General features: G+C 62.7%; 18 protein-coding genes. 5 read left to right on the forward strand and 13 right to left on the reverse strand.

Going from position 1 to position 20,477, the window contains the following annotated elements:
• Positions 1-12: 12 nt before the first annotated feature.
• From BZL41_RS05155 to BZL41_RS05185, 7 genes are read right to left on the reverse strand one after another with little or no spacing between them, the layout of a single operon-like run.
• Entirely contained in the window at positions 13-4,680 is a 4,668-nt protein-coding gene (locus BZL41_RS05155; RefSeq protein ID WP_256578076.1) for a PAS domain S-box protein, read from the reverse strand.
• Positions 4,681-4,683: 3 nt separating this feature from the next.
• A complete protein-coding gene (locus tag BZL41_RS05160) occupies positions 4,684-6,924 on the reverse strand; it encodes an ATPase, T2SS/T4P/T4SS family (RefSeq protein WP_095598299.1) in 2,241 nt (746 codons plus the stop codon).
• Between the two features lie 9 nt (positions 6,925-6,933).
• Positions 6,934-8,070 (reverse strand): sensor histidine kinase, encoded by a 1,137-nt coding sequence (locus tag BZL41_RS05165; protein ID WP_095598300.1) that lies wholly within the window; start codon positions 8,068-8,070, stop codon positions 6,934-6,936.
• Positions 8,063-8,731, reverse strand: coding sequence for an ATP/GTP-binding protein (locus BZL41_RS05170; protein WP_095598301.1), 669 nt, complete (start codon positions 8,729-8,731; stop codon positions 8,063-8,065). The genes BZL41_RS05165 and BZL41_RS05170 overlap by 8 nt, the downstream gene beginning before the upstream one ends.
• Positions 8,724-9,269: a response regulator gene (locus tag BZL41_RS05175; RefSeq protein WP_095598302.1), complete on the reverse strand. Its 546-nt coding sequence runs from the start codon at positions 9,267-9,269 to the stop codon at positions 8,724-8,726. The genes BZL41_RS05170 and BZL41_RS05175 overlap by 8 nt, the downstream gene beginning before the upstream one ends.
• Positions 9,266-10,621 (reverse strand): HD domain-containing phosphohydrolase, encoded by a 1,356-nt coding sequence (locus BZL41_RS05180; RefSeq protein WP_095598303.1) that lies wholly within the window; start codon positions 10,619-10,621, stop codon positions 9,266-9,268. Before BZL41_RS05180 ends, BZL41_RS05175 begins: the two co-directional genes overlap by 4 nt.
• Positions 10,614-11,903 carry an ATP-binding protein gene (locus BZL41_RS05185; RefSeq protein WP_095598304.1) on the reverse strand — a complete coding sequence of 430 codons (1,290 nt, stop codon included), beginning with the start codon at positions 11,901-11,903 and terminating at the stop codon, positions 10,614-10,616. The genes BZL41_RS05180 and BZL41_RS05185 overlap by 8 nt, the downstream gene beginning before the upstream one ends.
• A 141-nt stretch (positions 11,904-12,044) precedes the next feature.
• On the opposite strand from BZL41_RS05185, the gene BZL41_RS05190 reads away from it, so the two are divergent.
• Positions 12,045-12,758: a hypothetical protein gene (locus BZL41_RS05190; protein ID WP_256578077.1), complete on the forward strand. Its 714-nt coding sequence runs from the start codon at positions 12,045-12,047 to the stop codon at positions 12,756-12,758.
• 10 nt (positions 12,759-12,768) lie between these two features.
• On the opposite strand, the gene BZL41_RS05195 is transcribed toward BZL41_RS05190, so the two are convergent.
• The 6 genes from BZL41_RS05195 to BZL41_RS05220 all read right to left on the reverse strand — a co-directional run bounded on the left by BZL41_RS05195 (position 12,769) and on the right by BZL41_RS05220 (position 17,418).
• Positions 12,769-13,062, reverse strand: coding sequence for a cyd operon YbgE family protein (locus tag BZL41_RS05195; protein WP_256578078.1), 294 nt, complete (start codon positions 13,060-13,062; stop codon positions 12,769-12,771).
• Positions 13,055-13,168 (reverse strand): cytochrome bd-I oxidase subunit CydX, encoded by a 114-nt coding sequence (cydX, locus tag BZL41_RS05200; protein ID WP_084333980.1) that lies wholly within the window; start codon positions 13,166-13,168, stop codon positions 13,055-13,057. Before cydX ends, BZL41_RS05195 begins: the two co-directional genes overlap by 8 nt.
• Before the next feature lie 98 nt (positions 13,169-13,266).
• Positions 13,267-14,406: a cytochrome d ubiquinol oxidase subunit II gene (gene cydB, locus BZL41_RS05205; protein WP_095598306.1), complete on the reverse strand. Its 1,140-nt coding sequence runs from the start codon at positions 14,404-14,406 to the stop codon at positions 13,267-13,269.
• A gap of 96 nt (positions 14,407-14,502) precedes the next feature.
• Positions 14,503-16,092, reverse strand: coding sequence for a cytochrome ubiquinol oxidase subunit I (locus tag BZL41_RS05210; protein ID WP_095598307.1), 1,590 nt, complete (start codon positions 16,090-16,092; stop codon positions 14,503-14,505).
• Complete coding sequence (gene cydP, locus BZL41_RS05215) at positions 16,089-16,301, reverse strand: cytochrome oxidase putative small subunit CydP (RefSeq protein ID WP_095598308.1); 213 nt, start codon at positions 16,299-16,301, stop codon at positions 16,089-16,091. Before cydP ends, BZL41_RS05210 begins: the two co-directional genes overlap by 4 nt.
• A 280-nt stretch (positions 16,302-16,581) precedes the next feature.
• Positions 16,582-17,418 (reverse strand): metal-dependent hydrolase, encoded by an 837-nt coding sequence (locus BZL41_RS05220; protein ID WP_095598309.1) that lies wholly within the window; start codon positions 17,416-17,418, stop codon positions 16,582-16,584.
• A 587-nt stretch (positions 17,419-18,005) separates the two neighbouring features.
• Here BZL41_RS05220 and BZL41_RS27745 point away from each other — a divergent pair.
• The 4 genes from BZL41_RS27745 (at position 18,006) to BZL41_RS05230 (ending at position 20,419) form a co-directional block, all read left to right on the forward strand.
• Complete coding sequence (locus BZL41_RS27745) at positions 18,006-18,515, forward strand: hypothetical protein (RefSeq protein WP_143518024.1); 510 nt, start codon at positions 18,006-18,008, stop codon at positions 18,513-18,515.
• Positions 18,516-18,603: 88 nt separating this feature from the next.
• Entirely contained in the window at positions 18,604-19,434 is an 831-nt protein-coding gene (locus BZL41_RS05225) for a hypothetical protein (protein ID WP_095598310.1), read from the forward strand.
• 2 nt (positions 19,435-19,436) lie between these two features.
• Positions 19,437-19,589, forward strand: a complete 153-nt coding sequence (locus tag BZL41_RS28360; protein ID WP_168190951.1) for a hypothetical protein — start codon at positions 19,437-19,439, stop codon at positions 19,587-19,589.
• A gap of 2 nt (positions 19,590-19,591) precedes the next feature.
• Positions 19,592-20,419 (forward strand): hypothetical protein, encoded by an 828-nt coding sequence (locus BZL41_RS05230; protein ID WP_095598311.1) that lies wholly within the window; start codon positions 19,592-19,594, stop codon positions 20,417-20,419.
• Positions 20,420-20,477 lie beyond the last annotated feature (58 nt).

Below are 20,477 nucleotides of genomic sequence, written 5' to 3' on the forward strand. Positions count from 1 at the left end.
AGCGGGCGTCTCTCAGGTTCTGAAGCGGATTCTGAAAGTGGTGCCTTGGCCGGGCTGGCTGTTGGCGGTGATGCTGGCGCCGTGGCGCTCGACGATTTTCTTGACGATGGCCAGGCCGATGCCGGTGCCGGGGTAGGCCTGGCGGCCATGCAGGCGTTGGAACGGGTTGAAGATACGGTCCAGGTATTTCTCCTCGAAACCGATGCCGTTGTCCGCCACGCAGAGGGTCCATTCCTTGGGCGACTGCCTTTCAGCATAGATACGCACGCGCGGCGGCTGCCCCTCCTGATGGAATTTGACCGCGTTGCTCAGCAAGTTCTGCAACAACTGGCGCAGTTGCGTCGGGTCGCCCTGCAGGGTTGGCAGCGGCGAGCGCTGGATCTCGGCGCCGCTGCTCTCCAAGCTGGTTTCCATGTCCTGCAGCACGCCGTCGAGAATCTGGTCCAGCTCCACGGACACGAACGGCTGGCCGCGGGTGGTGACCCGCGAATAGGCGAGCAGGTCGCGAATCAGCGATTGCATGCGGCTGGCTGCCTGGCTCATGCGTTGCAGGTAGTCGCGGCCTTCCTCGCTGAGGGATTGCGCCTGGCTTTCCAGGCGTTCGGAGAAGGCCTGGATCTTGCGCAGCGGTTCCTGCAGGTCGTGGGAGGCGACAAAGGCGAATTCCTGCAATTCGCGGTTGCTGCGCTCCAGCTCGCGCAGAGTGTCCTGCAGGGCCTGCTCGTCGGCCTTGCGTTGGGTGACGTCGCGGGCCGCGCAATAGATCACCCGGTCGTCGCCCAGCGCCGCGCTGAGTTGCAGCCAGCGCAGCCGGCCCTGGCTGTCGGTGACGCGGGCCTCCAGGTCCTGTACCAGGTGGCCTTCCTGCAGGCGGCGGATGGCGGTCTCGATCACGGGCCGGTCTTCGGCATGGATCAGGTCGAGATAGGGCTGGTCGATCAGGCGTTCGACCGGATAGCCGAGCACCATGACGAAGGCCGGGTTGACCTGGATGAAATGGCCCTGGAGGCTGATCAGGCAGAACATTTCCAGTGACAGGGTGAAGAACTGGTCGCGCTCGCGCATGGCCTGGCTGGCGCGGCGCTGGGCGCTGATGTCGCGGAAGGCCACCACCCAGCCGTTCGGCCCCCGGCTGCCCTGCAGCGGTGCGCTGTCGTAGGCCAGGCAGAGTTCCTCGCCCCGGTCGTCGCGCAGGCAGAACTCGCCATGCAGGCTGCCCTGTCCTTCGCCCGGATGGCTCCACTCGGCGACGGGCAGGGGCAGTTGCTGGGCCAGGGGCTCGCCCAGCAGCGTTTCGGCAGGCCGGCCGATCAGGTAGGCCGCGGCCGGGTTGACGAAGGTCAGCCGGCCCTGGGCATCGATGGCGATCAAGCCTTCGGCGATGCTGTCGGTGATTGCCGAAGTGAATTCCAACTGGGCCTGCAGGCGCTGTTCCCCGGACAGCACCTCGCGCATCAGCCGGTTGTTTTCCAGCATGGTGACGGTCATTTGGGCGAATTGTTGGGCGATGGCCAGGTCGTCCTGGTCGAAATCGCCGGCGTATTTGTCCGACAGCAGCAGCCGCCCCAGTTTCTTCCCGCCGGGGTCTCTCAACGGCACGCTCAGGCTGCCGCGCAGGGGCAGGGACTTATCGTCACCGCCGTACCACTGCTGGTAAGCGTCGAGTTCCGCCTGGGTCATGATCTGCGGATGCTGGCCTTCGCTGATCAGGGCGTAGATGCCGCCGCCGTCGAAGAGCGGCCGGGCGCCCGTCCAGTCGGCGTATTTGTCGGAGAACGAGATGGCGCTGGCCTGCTGAGTTCGCACGCCTGCATTTTCTTCCAGATGAATGATCGCCAGGTGGGTTCCGATCAGTTGGCGCATCTGTTCGGCCAGGTAATCGAGCAGGGACTGGATGTCGAGGATGCCGCTCATGTTCACCGCGGTCTGGCTCAGGCCGCGCAACAGCTCGGCTTGGCGCTCGGAGTGCATCAGCGCCTCGCGCAGGGCACGGTTCATCCGGTTGCGCTCGCCGATATCCTTGGCGATGCCGTAGACGCCGACGATGCGGTCCTTGACCACCATCGGCAGGTTGGTGACGTACAGCTCCAACAGTTCGCCGCTCTCGGTGCGGCATTTCACTTCGTAGCGTTGCGCCTCGCCGCTGCGCGCGGCCTGGAAATGGTTGCTGACCCGGGGCATTTCCTCGGCCAGGACCAGCATGGAGAAGTTCCGGCCGATGAGGTTTTCCTCCCGGTAGCCGGTGAGCTGGCAGCCGGCCTGGTTCATGCTCTCGAAATTGCCGTTGAGGTCGAAGGAGAACACCGGGTCCGGGTTGAAGGTGAACAGCGAGCGGTAGCGCTCCTCGCTCTCCTGCAGGCGTATCTGGTCGCGTTCGCGCTCGATGGCGATGGCGGCGAGCTGGGCCGCGGTGGCCATCAGTTGGAGCTGCTCCGAGTCGGGCGCACGGGGCGGGTGGTGGTAGAGGGAGAAGGTGCCGAGCACCTCGCCGTGGTAGGACAGCAGCGGGATCACCCAGCAGGCGTGCAGGCCGTGTTCCTGGAGCCGGTTGCGCTGTTCCCGCCAGCGCGACTCGTGGGCGAAGTCCTCGACGATGGTCAGTTGGCGGCTCTGGACGGCGCTGCTGAAGGGGTTGTCGTCGGGATCGTTGGGCAGGCTCTCGTGGCTGCGCCGGAACGCTTCGGGCAGGCTGGGCGCTGCGCCCAGGTGCAGGGTGCGCTGTTCCCTGTCCATCAGTTGCAGCACGCAGAGTGCGCCGGAGTCCTGGGATTCGGCCATCTGGCAGACGGCCTGGAGGATGTCGGCCAGGCCCTGGTTGGTGGAGATCATGCTGAGGATGTCGCGCTGGTCCTCGGCGTAGGCTTCGTTCTGCACCAGGCGGGTGATGTCGTGGGCGACGGCGAACAGGGTGCGGTCGCTCGCCGACCAGTCGGCCGACCAGAGCACATGGACGATGCTGCCGTCCTTGCGGCAGAAGCGGTTGCGAATCGGTTGGTTGCTGCTGCCGTGAATGATGGCGCGGACTTCGGCCTGGGTCCGCTCGCGTTCCTCGGGCACGATGTAGTCCAGGTAGGCGTGGCCGATCAGCTCTTCCGGCAGGTAGCCGAATACCGTCGCGCTGGAAGGGCTGAGCTGGGTGAAACGGCCCTGTTCATCCATCGAACAGAGCACGTCCATGGAGAACGCCATGATGCGCTGGTTCAGCGCTTGCAGGCTGGCCTGGCGCTGCAGGCTGTCTTCCAGCTCTTGGTTGATATGGCTCAGATGCTCGTTGCGTTCGACGGTGAGGCGGACCAGGCGCTGGCTGACCACCAGGAAGAAGGTGAAACCGAGCCCGAAGAGCATCACTAGGGTCGGCAGGAAGGTCATGGAGGCCTGTTGCTGCGGATCGCCGAGGAAGCTGACCAGGCGCCAGGTCGTGCCGTGTTCGAGCTGGCTGTCCAGCTCGCCCACTTCCACGGAAAAGCGCTGCGGGCGGCCGGCACGGGTGTCGATGACCAGCCTGTCTTCCTCATAGACACGGATGACGAAGCCGCTCTGGTCACCGCCGAGGATGTTGGCCAGCAGGTCGGGGATATCCAGCCCGGCGACCACCACGCCGTCGCCGTCGGGCAGGTGCAGGGGCATGATGATCATGGCCGAGGTGCTGCCTTCGATCTGCTCGACATGGCTCATGTCCGGAGTCGAGCCGCGCTGGGATTCGATCAGCCAGTCGCGGTGCTCCGGGTCCTCCAGGAAATGTTCGAGCCAGCTTCGTGCCGAGGCATCGCGCATGCGCATGAGGCGGGGTTCCAGCCGGTCGTCGAGCACGCCGATCAGGCGGAGGCTGGAGAAGTCGCGCAGGTAGCTGTCGGCTTCCTGCTCCCAGAGGCGATCGGCGGGGACCGCGCCAATCACCTGCCAACGCTCCACCAGCCGCTGGATCAGCGACAGGCGGGCGTCCAGGCTGCGTTCGATCCCCAGCCGGGCCTTCGACAGCAGCAGGTCGCTCTGGCGGGTCAGCGAGTCGATGCTCTGCAGGCTCAACATGTACCAGCTCAGGCAGGTCAGCAGGGCGCCGACGATGCCGACCACCAAGCTCGGCCGGTCCAGCAGACGCTCCCGCTGGGCGGGCAGTTCGGGCAGCAGCAGCGCGGCGATGCCGAGCAGGATCGAGAACAGGTTGGCCACGCTGGCAGTGCCGGGCTTGAAGCCGAGGCGGGCCATGTCCAGCCCCGGTAGCCAGATGGCCAGCTGCGAGAGCAGGCCAACGAGGACGATGACCAACCCGATACTGCGGCAGAACAGCTTGCCGGGCGCGCCGCTGCTGCTGCACAGCATGGCCAGGGTGATGGCCAGCGTGGACACCGCCAGCGAGCTGCGCACGCGCAGGAAGCCGGTGACCAGCGAGGTCCCGTTGTCAGCGCCGCCGGCGACGTAGTTGTGCACCAAGGAATAGAGCGCCAGCGCCAGCAGCGGCGTGGCCAGGATCAGGCTCAAGGGGCGCAGGGCGCGTGCGCTGGTGAGCAGGACCAGCCCGAGCAGCAGCGACACCAGGGCGCTGTCCGGCAACAGAACGGTGGTGTGGCGGGTCGGGTGCTCGATCTGCAGGTAGCCGAGCAGGCTGACCACGCCCATGGCGATCAGGGCGAAGGCGAGGCAGTGCAGGTAGGCCTGGATGATCAGATGACGTGCTTTCATCGGTCAGCCCTGGAGGTCCTGGGGGCCGAGCAGGCGGAGGACTTCCTCGGCGGTGATCAGGCCCTGCTGAAGCTTGTCGTGGGCATCGTCGAGGAGGGTGGTCATGCCTTGCTCGCGGGCGATGGCCTGCAACTGGGTGGCGCTGGCGCCGCGGGTGATGGCGTCGCGCAGCGTGTCGTTCATGGTCAGTACTTCGTGGATGCCGATGCGCCCCTTGTAACCCTGATGGCATTGATTGCAGCCGCGTCCGCGATAGAAACGCAGGTCCGGCGCGAGGAAGCTCGGCCCCAGGCGTTCCAGCAGGGCCACCGGCGGCGGGATTTCTTCCCGGCAGTGACGGCAGATGCGCCGCACCAGGCGCTGGGCGATGATCGCTTCCAGGGCCGAGGCCAGCACGTAGGGCTTCAGGCCCAGGTCGAGCAGGCGGGCGACGGTGGCCGCTGCCGAGTTGGTGTGCAGGGTAGAGAACACCAGGTGGCCGGTGAGCGCGGCGTGGAAGGCGACGTCGGCGGTCTCCTCGTCGCGGATTTCGCCGAGCAGGATCACGTCCGGGTCCTGCCGCAGGATGGCGCGCAGGATGCTGGCGAAGCTCAGGCCGATGCGCTCGCGCACCGGCACCTGGCCGGCGAGGTCGACGTGGAATTCCACTGGGTCCTCGATGGTGACGTAGTTCTTTTCCGAGGACGCCTCGTGCTGCAGCAGGGCATAGAGGGTGGTGGTCTTGCCGCTGCCGGTGGGGCCGGTGGCGAGGATGATGCCTTGCGGCTTGCTGACCACATAGAGCAGCCGGTTCAGGTTGTGCGGCGACAGCCCCAGGTCTTCCAGCGATTGCGCCGCCGACTGGCGCTCCAGCACGCGCATGACGATCTTTTCGCCGTTGATGGTGGGCAGGGTGGAAATACGCAGGTCGACGATGCGCATCGGCGTCTTCACGGTGATGCGCCCGTCTTGGGGGCGGCGCCGTTCGGTGATGTCCAGTTCGGCCATGACCTTGATCCGCGAGACCACCGACATCAACAGGTTGCTGGGAATCTGGATCTTGTCCTGCAGCACGCCGTCGATGCGGTAGCGCACACTGACATTCTTGGTCCGTGGGTGGATGTGGATGTCACTGGCGCCCAGGCGCAGAGCTTCGAGGATAATCGCGTTGACCAGGCGGATCGCCGGCGGCTCTTCGGAGCTGCCGAGCAGTTGCTCCAGGCTTTCCGGCGCTTCGTCGTCGTCGAGGACGATCTCGATGCCTTCATAGGGGTCGCTGCTGCCCACCACGGTGGCGATTTCGTCCAGTTGGGGGCCGGTCTCGCCGAAGATTTCCTTGAGCTTGTCCTGCATCTGCCCGACTTCGCAGAGCAGGGGATGGATGCTGTAGCCGGACATGAAGCCCAGTTCCTCGATCAGGCCCATGTCCATCGGGTCGGCCATGGCCAGGCGCAGGCGCTTGCCCACCACCCGCAGCGGCAGCACCAGTTGGCGCGTGCACACGGCCTGGGGAATCAGCGCCAGCAACGGCGGATCGACCTGGAATTCGCGCAGGTCGATCTCCTCGAACATCATGTCTTCGCGCAGCAGTTGGTAAATCTTCTGCGGCGACACCCAGTCGTGCGTCATCAACTGGCGCAGCACCGAGGTCTTGTGGGTCTGCATTTCCTTGTGCAGTTGCTGAATCTGCTGGGCATTGAGCAGGCCCTTCTTGTGCAGCAGGATGGCCAACTGGCTGCGGTTGGTGACGCTGAGCTTGGCCAGGGTCTCCAGGTCGCGGTGCTGCTTGCGGTTCTCCTGCTCCAGGGCGCGGTTGCGCCGCATCAGCTCGTACTGTTCCAGGGCCAGGGCGATGGTCAGGCGCAGGTCGTCGTCGTTCCAAGGCTTGAGGATGAAGCGGTAGACCGCGCCATCCTTGATCGAGCCCAGCACCGCATCGGTGTTGGCGTGGCCGGTGAGCATGATGCGGATGGTATCCGGCCAGCGTTCGCGCACCTGGCTGAGCAGCTCGGAGCCGTTCATGCCCGGCATCATGAAGTCGCTGATGATCAATTCCACCGGCTTGGCTTCGAGGATTTTCAGGGCCTCGTTGGCATTGCGGGCGAAATGCAGCTCGTAGTTCTCGCGCTGGAATACCCGGCGCAAGGCGGCGAGGATGCCGGGCTCGTCGTCCACGAGCAGCAGTTTGTAGGGCACTGCCGGCGTTTCGGCCGGCTTCTCATCGGGCGTGTCGCTGACGAACAGGGAAGCGTAACGCTTGGCCATTTACGTTCCTCAGGGCGTGTTCGGGCAGTTGAAGCGCAGGGTGACCCGGGTGCCGGCTCCAACTTGGCTGTCGAGCAGGATCTCGCCCCGGTGGGCGCGCATGATGTCCCGCGCCACGCTCAGGCCCAGGCCGGTGCCGGAACCGACCGCGCGGGTGGTGAAAAAGGGATCGAAGATGCGTTCCTGAACGTCCGGGGGAATGCCCGGGCCGTTGTCTTCGATGGTCACTTCGATCACACCGTCGACCTGCCGGCTGCTGACCCGGATGACGCCCTCGGCGTCGATCGCCTTGGCCGCGTTGTCCAGCACGTTGAAGAAGGCCTGGGACAGCTTCGCCGGATAGCCGGCCAGCTTGGGCAGCGGGGCGAGGTCGAGCTGGACGTCGATCGCCTGCTGGCTTTCCGCTTGCAGCAGGTGGCAACTGGTGGTGAGCAGGGCGTTGAGATCGCAGGGGATAAAGTCCGCCTGGTCGATGTTGGAGAAGGTCTTCAGGTCGGCGACGATCCGCGCGATGCGCTGGGTACCGCTGAGCGATTCGCGCAGCAGGGCGCGGAAGTCGTCGAGCAGCAGGCTGGCCGAGTGCCCGCCGGGGATTTTTTCCGCCAGCTCGTCGAGGTAGTCCCCGGCCACCCGCAGGTTGCTGGTGATGAAGCCGATGGGGTTGTTGATCTCGTGGGCGACCCCGGCGGCGAGCTGGCCGACGGCGCGCAGGCGGGCGGTTTCGTAGAGCTGCTGTTGGGCCTGTTCGATGACCTTGACTTGGTCCTCGACACGCTCCTGCAACTGTTCGGACAGCGCCTTGTAGCGCGCTTCCGAGGCTTGCAGGGCGGCATGCTGGCGTTGCAGCTCGGCGAAGCTGGCCTCGGTGGTGTCGTTGTGCAGGTTGGCCGCCAGCCGGTATTTGGCGACGAACATCAGGACGAATTCGACCAGCCGGGCGGCGGCATGCAGGCGTTCGGCTGGTAGATCGCCCCGCAGCCAGCCGATGGTTTCCAGGTTGAATTCCAGCGGTTCGCCATCGCCGCGGGATTGTTCGACGAGGCTCACATCGCCGCCGGTCAGTGCGCCGATCAGCTGGCACAGCCGGGCCTCCTGGTCGGTCGAGAGGAGATCGGTCAGGCGTGGATCATCGTCGAAACTACGCATGGGGCGCCTCGTGGGCCGCGCTCAGTTGGCGAACGAACGCATCGGCGTCGATGCCATGCCGGCCGGCCAGTTGGTACTCGCGGTCGAGCACCGGGTAAAGCCGCCGCAGCAACTGGCGGAAGCTCTCCACCACGCCCTCGCCATTGAGGGCGCTGGCCAGCGACAGCGGGCTCCAGGGGGTCTGCGCCCAGCGTGCCTGGAGGGTGGCCTCGTCGATGGCGTCCGGCAGGTCGCGTTTGTTGAACTGCACCACCAGCGGCAGGCTCTCGATGTCCATGCCGAGCTTCTGCAGGTTGTCGGCGAGGTTGTCGAAGGCGGTGGCGTTGTTGTCTTGCTGCGAGAGCTGCGAGTCGGCGACGAAGATCACCCCGTCGGCCCGTGACAGCACGGCCTTGCGCGTGCTGTCGTGCTGCACCTGGCCGGGCACGGTGTAGAGCTTCAGGCGCAGGTCGAGGCCTTCCTGGCTGCGCAGGCCGATTGGCAGCATGTCGAAGAACAGGGTGCGGTCGTCGCGGGTCTCGAGCACCATCAGCTCGCCCTTGCGCTGGGGATTGAGCAGCGTGTGCAGCTGCATCAGGTTAGTGGTCTTGCCGCTCAGCGCCGGCCCGTAATAGACCACCTTGAGGTTCAGCTTGCGCTCGCTGTCGAGGTATTCAGCCATGGTCGCTCGGGTCGTCCAGTTCGTCGATCAGCACGGCGCCGTCGGTATCGCGCAGGACCCGGGTCAACCCGGGGTTCTCGCGTTCCAGGCGCAACAGTTCGTCCTCCTGACGCTGCAAGGTGTCCTTCTGCCGGCGTACCTGTTCCAGCAGCCGCTGGTTCTCGTGGCGCAGCTGGTAAAGATCGATGGCGGCCTTTATCGCCGTTTCGATTTCGTAGTCTTCCCAGGGTTTGGACAGGAAACGGTAGATTTCCGCCTGGTTGATGGCCTGCATCATCGACTGGCGGTCGCCATGGGCGCTGAGCACCATGCGCATGGCATGGGGCTGGCGCTGCTTGGCGAATTGCAGGTAGGTGACGCCGTCCAGGTGCGGCATCTTGTAGTCGGAGATGATCACCGCGTAGTCGTGGAGGGTCAGGGCTTCCAGGGCTTCCTGCACATCGTCGAAGGCATGGACCTCCCAGCGGTGCGGCCGCAGCACCCGTTGCAGGGCGCTGAGCACGTGGGGCTCGTCGTCCACCAGTTGGATCTTGATCATGGGGCGGTCTCCTGCGGGGCGGTGGCGTCGAAGTTTTCCGGCTTGCGGACGAACAGGGTGTAGCGCGCGCCTTCGGTGCTTTCGAAGGCGATCAACTTGTCGATCAGGATGCGCGTCAGTTGCTTGCCCTCGTTGAGCAGCAGCATGCCGTTCTCGGCGTGCAGGTTGCGCGCGAGCACCATGCCCGGTTCGAGGCGGCGGGTGTCCAGGCTGATGATGCTGGGGTCGTCGAGGGTGATGTCCGGCGCCAGTTCGATACAGAGCGTGACGAATTGCTCGCAGAGTTCCGGGTCGTAGAGGCGGCCGGCGTATTTCCTGATCAGTTGCAGGGCTTCGTGACGGGTCGGCCGGCGCTCGAGGATGATGCCGCGTTGCAGTTCGATGAAGTCCACCGCCAGCTTGAGCAGCCGCGAACCGAAGGGGATGGCGTCTTCCTTCAGGCGGTCGGGAAAACCGCCTCCGTCCCAGCGCTCCTGGTGATGGCGGATGATGCGCGCCGCATCCTGCAAGGGCTCCAGGGTCATCAGCAGGTTCTCGCCTTGCGCCGGGTATTGCCGGTAGCGCTCGCGATCCTGCTTGTAGAGGGTGTCCGACGGTTTGCTCAGCAACTGGTCGTCCCAGGTCAGCTTGCCGATGTTGTAGAGCGCGGCGGCCATGGTCAGGTCACGGGCCAGGCCTTCGCCGAGCTTGTGGTGTTCGGCGTAGGCACGGACCAGGGCGATGACCTGGGTGTTGGTCTGTTTCTCCCGCGGCAGGCGCTGGTTGAGCAGGCTGGCGAACACTTCGGTGGCGGTCACGTAGCTGCGCCGCAGCTCTTCGTAGGCCAGGTCGAGCATGTCGGCGGTCTGCTGCAGCTCGGCAGTGCGTGCCTTGACCCGTTGCTCCAGGGTGGCATTGAGCTCTTGCAGATGCTGGTTCTGGTCCTGGGTGAGCTTTTCCAGACGCAGCCGTTCGCGTTCGGAGGTATGGAACGCCAGGGCCTGGCGGATCACCATGCGCAGCTCGTCGTCGTCCCAGGGCTTGCTGATGTAGCGGTAGATCTGCCCCTGGTTGATCGCCTTGATGGTGGTGCTGATGTCGGCATAGCCGGTGAGCAGGATGCGCATGCAGTCCGGCCAGCGCCGCTGCACTTCGGCCAGCAGGGTGGCGCCGTCCATGCCCGGCATGCGCGCGTCGGAAATCACCAGGTCGACCGGGCGTTCCTCGAGCACGGCGAGCGCCTGTTCGCCGCCGGTGGCGGTGAGGATCTCGTAGCCTTGGTTGCGTAGCAGGCGGCGCAGGCTGCTAAGGATGTTTTCCTCATCGTCTACCAGCAACAGCGTGGCGAGGGGGGCTGGGCTCGGCTCATTCATGAGACGTTGGATTCTCCTCCGTGGGTGTCGGTTGCCTTACCGGCAGCCAGACGCGGAAACGCGTACCGCGGCCCAGCTCGCTGTCGACCTCGATACGCCCATGGTGTTTCTGCACGATGTTGTAGGACAGCGACAGCCCGAGGCCCGTCCCCTTGCCGACCGGCTTGGTGGTGAAGAAGGGCTCGTAGATGCGGTTGAGCAGGCGCGGCTCGATGCCCTTGCCGGTGTCCTCCACCTCCAGCCAGACCCAGTCACCCTCATGGGCGGTACGCAGGGTGATGCGGCCGAATTGCTCGATGGCGTGGGCGGCGTTGACCAGCAGGTTCATGATCACCTGGTTGATTTGCGAGGGAATGCATTCCACCTCGGGCAGGTCGCCGTATTCCTTGATCACCTCGGCCTTGTACTTGAGTTCGTTGTTGACCACGTTGAGGGTGGTATTCAGGCCACGATGCAGGTCGGCCGGGTGGAACTCCTCTTCCTCGATGTGGGAGAAATCCTTGAGGGAGGTAATGATCTTCTTGACCCGGTCGATACCGTCTTCGGATTCACCGATCAGCGCTTCGATGTCGCTGCGGATGTAGTCGTACTCCAGGCTGCGCTTGAGCTGGCGGAGGTCCTCCAGGCCGCCGGCGGATTCCACCGCGTCGATGATCCGCAGCAGGTCGCGCACATAGCCGGCGAGGGTCTGCAGGTTGGAGAAGACGTAGCCGATCGGGTTGTTGATCTCGTGCGCGACGCCGGCGGCCAGTTGCCCGATGGCCGCGAGTTTTTCCGATTGCAGCAATTGGTCGTTGGCTTTTTCCAGCTTCTTGATCAATTGTTCCTGTTCGGTCTGCTTGACGCTCAGGGCCTGCAGGGCCGCTTCCAGCTTGTTGCTGGACTTGGCCAGGTCGGTGGTGTCGTAGAGCACCAGGCCGAAATGCAAGGCGTTGTCCGGAGCGGCGCGGAACGGAAAGAGCAGGGTGCTCTGCAGCATCAAGGGGTTCTGCTGGGCGCGCTCGAACGTCAGGCGGATCAGCGAGGGGGTGTCGCGCCATTGGGTGTAGACGTGCCGGCCTTCGTTGCGGGCCTGTTCGATGATCTGGTGGAGGTACGGCGTATCGGCTTCCGGGAACACTTGGGTGAAGGGCCGGTCGCGGACGTCCTCCAGGCGCTTGCCGCTGCACCGTTCGAGAAAGGCGTTCCAATATTGGATACGCAACTGCGTATCGAGGATGATGGTGCCGACGCTGATGTGTTCGACGAGCGCGGAGGCCAAGAGCTGCTGGCGGTTGTCCATTAGTGACTCCTCCCATGACGCCGGGGCCCGCTGCGCGCTCGGTTGGCGGTCCGACAAAACGCTGACGCTGGTTCTATGACAAATAGTAGCCTATTGCCAGTATCTTTGTATTTCATAACCCGGTGCTCGTCAGGGTAGACCATGGTTGCAGACTCGAAGAGCGACACGCTCATCCGCTACGAATTCCGCTTCGCAGACGGCCGGAACTGGCAGCATGAAGTCAGTCTGACGGCCGCTGCCGAGGGCGAACGGACAACCGCATTACCGGATTGGACCGGCTTGTCCTTCCATCAGTGCGGTCATTGCCCGCTCAAGGCCGAGGAAGCGCCGCGCTGCCCCTTCGCGGTGGCGCTGGTGCGGCCGGTGGAGATGCTGGCGAAGCACACCTCTTTCGAGGAGGTGGAGGTCATCGTGCGCTGGCGCGGCCGGGAGATTCGCCAGCACACCACCCTGCAGCGGGGGCTGGGCTCCTTGCTCGGCGCCCTGGGCGCCACTTCGGGTTGCCCGCATACCCGCATGATGAAAGCCATGGCGTGGTTCCATCTGCCGTTCAGCACCTCCGACGAGACCCTCTACCGGGCCCTGGGTACCTATCTGTTGGGGCAGTTCCTGCGGATGAAGCGCGGCCAGTCCGGCGACTGGTCGCTGGAGGGGTTGCGGGCGATCTACCGCAACCTGCGCCAGGTCAACCTGGGTATGAGCCGGCGCCTGCGCGCCGCAGCGGAGGAGGATTCCAGTCTGAACGGTTTGATCCTGCTCGATCTGCTGGCCGCCGACACGCTGTATGCGCTGGACCAGTACGAGGGCGAGCTGGACCTGTTCTTCCAGGAATATTTCGACGACGAGGGCGAGTGATCGCCAGCGATCAGCCCATGCGGGCGCGGTACAGGATCAGGTAGCCGAGGACGAGCAGCGGCCAGGCCAGCAGCGGCCCGAAGGCGACACGCCAGACCCGGCTGTAAGGGGTGAAACCCACGCCATGCACGAACCCACCGGCCACGCCCCACATCACCAGCATCAGCAGGCTGTGGCTGTAGCGACCCTCGGCGTCGAGCATGGCGGCGGGGTGGATCAACAGCAGCAAGGCCAGCGGTGTGGCCATCAGCAGTGACAGAACTCGCCAGGCGCCGCTCCGCTGCCGGGGCAGGGCGTCACTCACCCGTCGGGTCCTCGTCGAGGTTCTGGGTGGTTTCCAGCCACAGGGCATTGATGATGCCGAAGCTGCAGGCGAGCAGGACGCCGAGAATCCAGGTGAAGTACCACATGCGTTAAACCTCGCGATTCGTAGTGCCTGTCCGGATGTATTCATGTGCTGGGCCAGGCTAAGTCGGGCGAATGAATTCGCCCCTATATTCTTCAGGGCTCAGTACAGGCCATGGCTGTTGCTTTCGATATGGCCGGTGGTGACCTTGCCCCACATCTTCACGTAGCCCCACAGCGTGTAGCAGAGGATCAGCGGCACGAAGATGCAGGCCGCCACCAGCATGATGCCGAGGGTCTTCCGGCTGGAAGCCGCATCCCATAGCGTCAGGCTGGAAGCCGGATCGAGGCTGGACGGCATGACGAAGGGGAACATCGCGAAGCCGGCGGTGCACAGGGTGCCGGCGATCGTCAGGCTGGAACCGAGGAAGGCGAAGCCGCCTCGTCCCGCGCTGGCCGCGGCGAACGTCAGTACGGCACCGAGGATGCCGGCAAGCGGTGCCAGCTTGGTCAGCGGATACTGCGCGTAGTTGGCCATCCAGCCGGCATTGCTCTGGGTCACGCTCTTCGCCAGCGGGTTGAGCGTGGCGCCCGGCTCGAACGCCGAGGTGATGGCGAAGCCCTGGATACCCGACCACAGCCAGAGTCCGGCAACGATGAAGGTGGCGAGGTAGACCAGCGACAACACCTGCGCCGCGCGTTGCGCCCGATGCGCCACAGGGCCCTCGGTGCGCATCATCAGCCAGGTGCCGCCGTGCATCAGCAGCATGCTCAGGCTGACCACCCCGGCGAGCAGGCCGAAGGGGTTGAGCAGTTGCCAGAAGCTGCCGTGGTAGCTGCTGCGCAGGGTGTCGTCGAGCTGGAAGGGCACGCCCAGCAGCAGGTTGCCGAAAGCCACGCCGAACACCAGCGCCGGCACCAGGCCGCCGACGAACAGGCCCCAGTCCCAGGTCTGGCGCCAGCGTGGGTCGCTCAGCTTGCTGCGGTAGTCGAAGCCGACCGGGCGCACGAACAAGGCGAACAGCACCACCAGCATGGCCCAGTAGAAGCCGGAGAAGGCCGCCGCGTAGACCATCGGCCAGGCGGCGAAGAGCGCACCGCCGGCGGTGATCAGCCAGACCTGATTGCCGTCCCAGTGCGGCGCGATGGTGTTGATCACCACGCGCCGCTCATTGTCGCTCCGCCCGACGAAGGGCATCAGCGCCGCGGCGCCGAGGTCGAAGCCATCGGTGAGGGCGAAGCCGATCAGCAGGACGCCGATCAGCACCCACCAGACCAGTTTCAGCGTTTCGTAATCGAACATGTTGCGTTCCTCTGTCGGGGCCAATAGGGCCGACCGGCTGTTGTAGGAGCCAGCTCTGCTGGCGAAGCCTTGGCGTAGGGGCGAATTAATTCGCCCCTATACCGCACCTGCGGGCTGGTGGTTTCCGTTGCCCGTCTCCGTCCGTTCGAAGTGATAACGGCCGGTATGCAGGCTCGACGGCCCCAGGCGGGCGAACCGGATCATCAGGTACATCTCGATCACCAGCAGCAGGCTGTAGAAGGCGATCAACGCCACCAGCGAGCCCCAGACATCGCCGCTGGACACACTGGAAGCGGAGAGGTGGGTCGGCAGGACCTCGCCGATGGACCAGGGCTGGCGGCCGTGTTCGGCGACGAACCAGCCGGTCTGGGCGGCGATCCAGGGCAGTGGCAGGCTCCACAGCGCCCACCGCAGCAGCCAGGGCTTGCGCTCTTCGTTCTTCTTCGCCGAGGCCCAGAAGGCGCAGGCGAAGAGGGCGAGCATCAGGAAGCCGGAAGCGACCATGGCGCGGAAGCTCCAGAACAGGCTGAACACGCTGGGAATGGTGTCCAGGGCGGCCTGCTTGATCTGCGCTTCCGTGGCGTCGGTGACGTTGGCGGTGTATTTCTTCAGCAGCAGGCCGTAGCCCAGGTCGTTCTGCACGGCCTTGAACGCGGCGATGGCTTCGGGGCTCTTGTCGCCGGCACGGAGTTTTTCCAGGCGTTCGTAGGCGAGCATGCCGTTGCGGATGCGCGCCTCGTGCTCGATCACTAGGTCCTTGATGCCCTTGACCTGCTTGTCCAGCGAACGGGTGGCGATCAGGCCCAGGACATAAGGAACCTTCACCGCGTAATCGGTGCGCTGCTCCTCCTGGTTGGGCAGGCCGAACAGGGTGAAGCCGGCCGGTGCCGGGTGGGTTTCCCACTCGGCCTCGATGGCTGCCAGCTTGGTTTTCTGCACGTCGCCTATCTCGTAGCCGGATTCGTCGCCGAGGACGATCACCGAGAGGATCGAAGCCAGGCCGAAGGCCGAGGCGATGGCGAAGGAGCGTCGGGCGAAGCCGAGGTCGCGTTTCTTCAGCAGGTACCAGCTGGAGATGGCCAGGACGAAGATGGCACCGGTGACGTAGCCGGCCGCCACGGTGTGGACGAACTTCACCTGGGCAACCGGGTTGAACAGCAGGGCGCCGAAGTCCACCAGCTCCATGCGCATGGTCTCGAAGTTGAACTCTGCACCCACCGGGTTCTGCATCCAGCCGTTGGCGATGAGAATCCACAGCGCCGACATATTCGAGCCGATCGCCACCAGCCAGGTCACCGCCAGGTGCTGCACCCTGCTCAGGCGATCCCAGCCGAAGAAGAACAGGCCGATGAAGGTGGATTCGAGGAAGAACGCCATCAGCCCTTCGATGGCCAGCGGTGCGCCGAAGATGTCGCCGACGTAGTGGCTGTAGTAGGCCCAGTTGGTGCCGAACTGGAATTCCATGGTCAGCCCGGTGGTGACGCCCAGGGCGAAGTTGATGCCGAACAGCTTGCCCCAGAACTTCACCATGTCCTGGTAGACCTGCTTGCCGGTCATCACGTAGACCGACTCCATGATCGCCAGGATGAAGGACAGGCCCAAGGTGAGCGGAACGAACAGGAAGTGGTACATCGCCGTCATGGCGAACTGCAGGCGGGAAAGGTCGACGACTTCTTCCGAGATCATCTCGGCATCTCCTCGGTACGGGGCGGGGATGGGGCTTGCGGAGCGCCGAACAGGTGCGTGCCGACGCGCTGGCTGCCATCGACAGGGACGCTGGGGGCATCGAACCAGAGGGCTTTGATCGCCAGCAGCAGGGCCAGCTTGATCGCCAGGATCACGGCGAGTTCGCGAACCAGGGGGATGCGCCAGGGCGAAGCGGGCTTGTCGGTCATGCAGTCACTCCACGACAACGGCCGGGCTGCCTGAAAGCGGCAGCGCCGTCCTTGATATGAAGCAACAAACGCAGCGGTGATGTGCTGTGGCGGGTTGTCGCAGAAGAGCTCAGGTCGAAAGGGTTCTCTGCTAGGTCCAGCGCTGGCCTGTTCGCGGCTGCGCCGCTGGACGCCTTGATTTACGCGGCTCCCAACCCTTCTTGTAAAAAGCGGGCCCGGACCGCGGAGGGCAGACCGGGCCCGAATCGGGCAACGGATGCGACCTTCGGCCGCAGGGCAATCAACCTTCGAAAGCGAGGCGATCCTTCCAGCGCCGTTCCAGGGTCTGGGTGTCGTGGTCCTTGGGATGGAAACCCGGGCGGTAATAGTCCAGGTAGGGGCCGATCAGGCGGGTGAAGAAGCCGTCGCGGGGGCTCAGCAAGGTCTTCAGCCCATATTTCCACGAGCGCCAGTTGAACAACTGGCCATCCTTGCGCAACAGGTGGAGCTGGAACCAGCCGATCACGCCGAGGAACATCACCGTAGTCAGCAGCATCACGATGACCCGGGTGAAATAGCCGCCGCCGACCGCCTGGTAGACGTCATAGCACACGGCCTTGTGCTCGTTCTCTTCGATGGCGTGCCACATCCACAGCTTGTACATCTTCGGGTCGTCCATCTGCGTGGTGATGTCCTCGCGCCGCAGCAACTGCTCGGCCATGGTCGCGGTGAAGTGCTCGAGGGCGCAGGTGGCGGCCAGACGATGCTTCTTGGTGCTCAGGCGAGTGACCCATTCCAGCAGGACCTTGATCCGTAGCTCCAGGCGCTCCAGATCGATGCCGTGGGCGGCAGCGTATTCGTTGTAGGTGGCGTGTTCCTTGGAGTGCATCGCCTCCTGGCCGATGAAGGCGCTGATGTCCTTCTGCAGTTGCGGATCCTGCACCTGCTGGCGGACGGCGCGCACACTATCGACGAAGAATTTCTCGCCGTAGGGGAACAGCGACGACAGGTTGTTCATGAAATGGCTCATGAAGGGGTCGCCACTCCACCAGTACTTGGGCGTGCTGGTAAAGCTGAAATCCATGCGGCGGACGGGAAAGTTGGCGCGCGGCTGGGCGGCAGTGCTGCTGGCTGTCATTGGGCGAATCCTCTTGTGCGGCCGCTCCCTGGCGGGGGCCATGTTGTTCTTGGCTCGCCAAGACACTGATAACTGTGTCATTGGTTGATGTCATTATTGGGCGGCCGGACAGCCCGGCGCCGCCAACTTAGGTTGGGTCGGGGCGCACCGGACCTCGCGTGGGAACGAATTCATTCGCGATGGGCTGGAAGACGGATTCGCGGATGAATCCGCTCCCACCGTCCGTACCACCCGCATCGCTTTCGTAGGAGCCAGCTCTGCTGGCGAAGCCTTTTTGGCCCTTCGCCCGTTCCTATCCCTCTCGAAACTCTCAAGTGCCCATTCAATAGATGTCGGCTACAGCCACGCCTGGTTCCTGGCAGACGCCCCACTATGCCAAGCAATAGACCTTTCGATTCCGATCTGTAGCAGGGTCGAATAAGTACCTGTGAATTAATAGGCATTTCCCGAGAAAGTAAGAATTTCCTCATGCCTGTAAGTGATTCGATATTCCAGCGTTTTATGTGAAGCGCCCCGTATTTTTTCCCATGTTTTTTCTGAAGCATCGCCGCGCGTAGATAGGGCCTAATGTTTGGGTAAAAGCGTTGATGCGAAATTCGATTTCCGTATTTCTGTGTGCTGGTCTTTTGCTATCAATTGCGACCGGCTGGGCCGATTCCGAAGTGCCCTATGTCAATGAGCGAGCGAACGGAAATTCCGGCGAGCATGACGTTTGCGCCGATGTGAAAAGGTTGCTCGAGGGCCGGACCGCTCAACTGTACTGCACGGAAGAAGACGTGTTTTGCAATGTCGATTGGGAGCCTGGAAGTGGACGAGATAAAAATTATCTTGGAGTGGATATAGATAAGGATGGGAAGTCTGATTTGGTGATGCAGAGTTGTAGTGGGAGTGGTTTTGGTCTGTGTAGTTTGTTTGTGGATAAGTCAAGTGGGGGAGGGTATGAATTTACGGACGAAACATTCTTTTTGTTTAGGAAAGGTGATGAGTATTATCTGATTTTGGGTGAAAGTGTTGATCCTGAGTATAAGAAGTTTGGGAGGCGGAAGCTGTATATTCTTGGCTTGGATGGTGCTGGTCTTGTTTGTGATGAGCTATAGGTGAGAAGAAATTAAATTTCGTGGCTTGTCAAAAAAAGATTATACGGAAAGAGTCGTTTATTTGATTTCTGTAGAGGAGAAATAAGCCATGGCGCTAAAAGGGAGGGAGTTTGGGCGATTGTCGGAGTGGAAGTTGGGCGCCTTGTTTTGCCTGGCATGTAGCACTCAAGCCGTTGCGGGAAGTTGGGAGTTCCATACGGGTGAGGAGGATGAGCTGTGCATCGCCATGCGGGACCGTTTGAACAAGTTGACGATTAGAGACTTGAAAGAGGCACCCGCCAACTCCTGCGCTCCTCTCGCGGTGGTAACTTATCCGGAATTTGAAATGCCGCCCTGGCAGGAGTTGGATGCCAAGCAACATGAGAAGTTGATTTATGAGCTGTTCCGTTTCTTGGACCTGGGTACCGTGGCTTATTTTGGTCGCGCCCGGCCAGGCGCGCTCGATAAGTGGACGGAGATGACCAAGGAACAGCAGGAAAGTTTTAACCAAAGGCGGCGGGAGGAGGCGCACCGTTTTATCGAGCGCGGCGGGCGCTTGCGTGTCTGGCGTACCCGTTTGGTGGAGGATTTTCGCATGTTTTCCTACCGAATCTATGCTGCGCCGGGGCCGCAGACCATTGTTCAGTTGCGTTATCCCGATGAAAGAAGGGAGGTGGCCAATCGTAAGGTCTGCCCGGAGCTTTCAAAGATAGTGGATGCGCCCAGTCATCTCTTTTTTGTCACCGACGATTTGAGTGGGCTCGATTCTCGATTGGGTTATACAGCGGACACTTTGCGCGGTAGTGAGCCGCTATTACTGGATGGCAAGGTAATTTTCCGGGCAGGGGCGGGGCCTACCGTTGTTACGTTAGGTCGGGACGAAGGTTCCGGGCCGTCGGATTTTTGTGAGCTTCACTATTTATCATCAGAGGAGAAATAAGCATGGCGCTGCAATGGAAGGTACTCGGAACACAATTCGATGATGCACTCTATCATGCGATTTTGAAGTTGGAGGCGCCTCGGCAAAACGATCGGCTGAACGGGCTCCTGGTCCAAGTCGATCCGGCTGTATTCAATTTCTTGGGGGAGAAGTAAGCATGGCGCTAAAAGGGAAGATGCTTGTGAAGTTATCGGGATGGAAGTTGGGCGCCTTGTTCTGTCTGGCATGCACTACTCAAGCCGTTGCGGGAAGTTGGGAGTTCCATACGGGTGAAGAGGATGAACTGTGCATCGCCATGCGGGAACACTTGAATAAGTTGACGGTTAGGGATTTGAAAGAAGCGCCTACCAATTCCTGCGCAACGACTGCGGTGCGGAGTTATCCGGAGTTTGAAATTCCGCCTTGGGAGGAGTTGGATGCCAAGCAACATGAGACGCTGATCTATGAGCTGTTCCGCTTTTTAAATCTGGATACTGTGGCTTATTTTGGTCGCGCTCGGCTGGGAGCGCTCGATTTATGGACAGAAATGACCAAGGAACAGCAGGAAAATTTCAATCGGATGCAACTTGAAAAAACTCACCGCTTTATCGAGCGCGGCGGGCGCCTGAGGGTTTGGCGTACCCGTTTGGTGGAAGATTTTGGTATCACCAATGAAATCTATGCTGCTCCGGGACCGCAGACCATCGTTCAGTTGCGTTATCCCGATGAAATAAGAGAGACGGCCAATCGTAAAGTGTGCCCTGAACTATCGCGGGCACCTTATGCTCCCAGTTATCTCTTTTTCGTCACCGACGATTTGGGTGGGCTCGATTCCCGCTTGGGTTATACAGCGGATACTTTGGTTGGGAGTGAGCCGTTGTTGCTGGATGGAAAAATAGTTTTTCGAGCTGGGGCGGGACCAACCGTCGTTACGTTAGGTCGGGATGAAGGTTCCGGACCACATGATTTTTGCTCGCTTCACTACCAATCTTCGGAGGAGAAATAAGCCATGGCGCTGCAATGGAAGGTACTCGGAACACAATTCGATGATGCGCTCTATCATG

Source organism: Pseudomonas sp. PIC25 (assembly GCF_002286785.1).
Taxonomy (GTDB): Bacteria; Pseudomonadota; Gammaproteobacteria; order Pseudomonadales; family Pseudomonadaceae; genus Pseudomonas_M.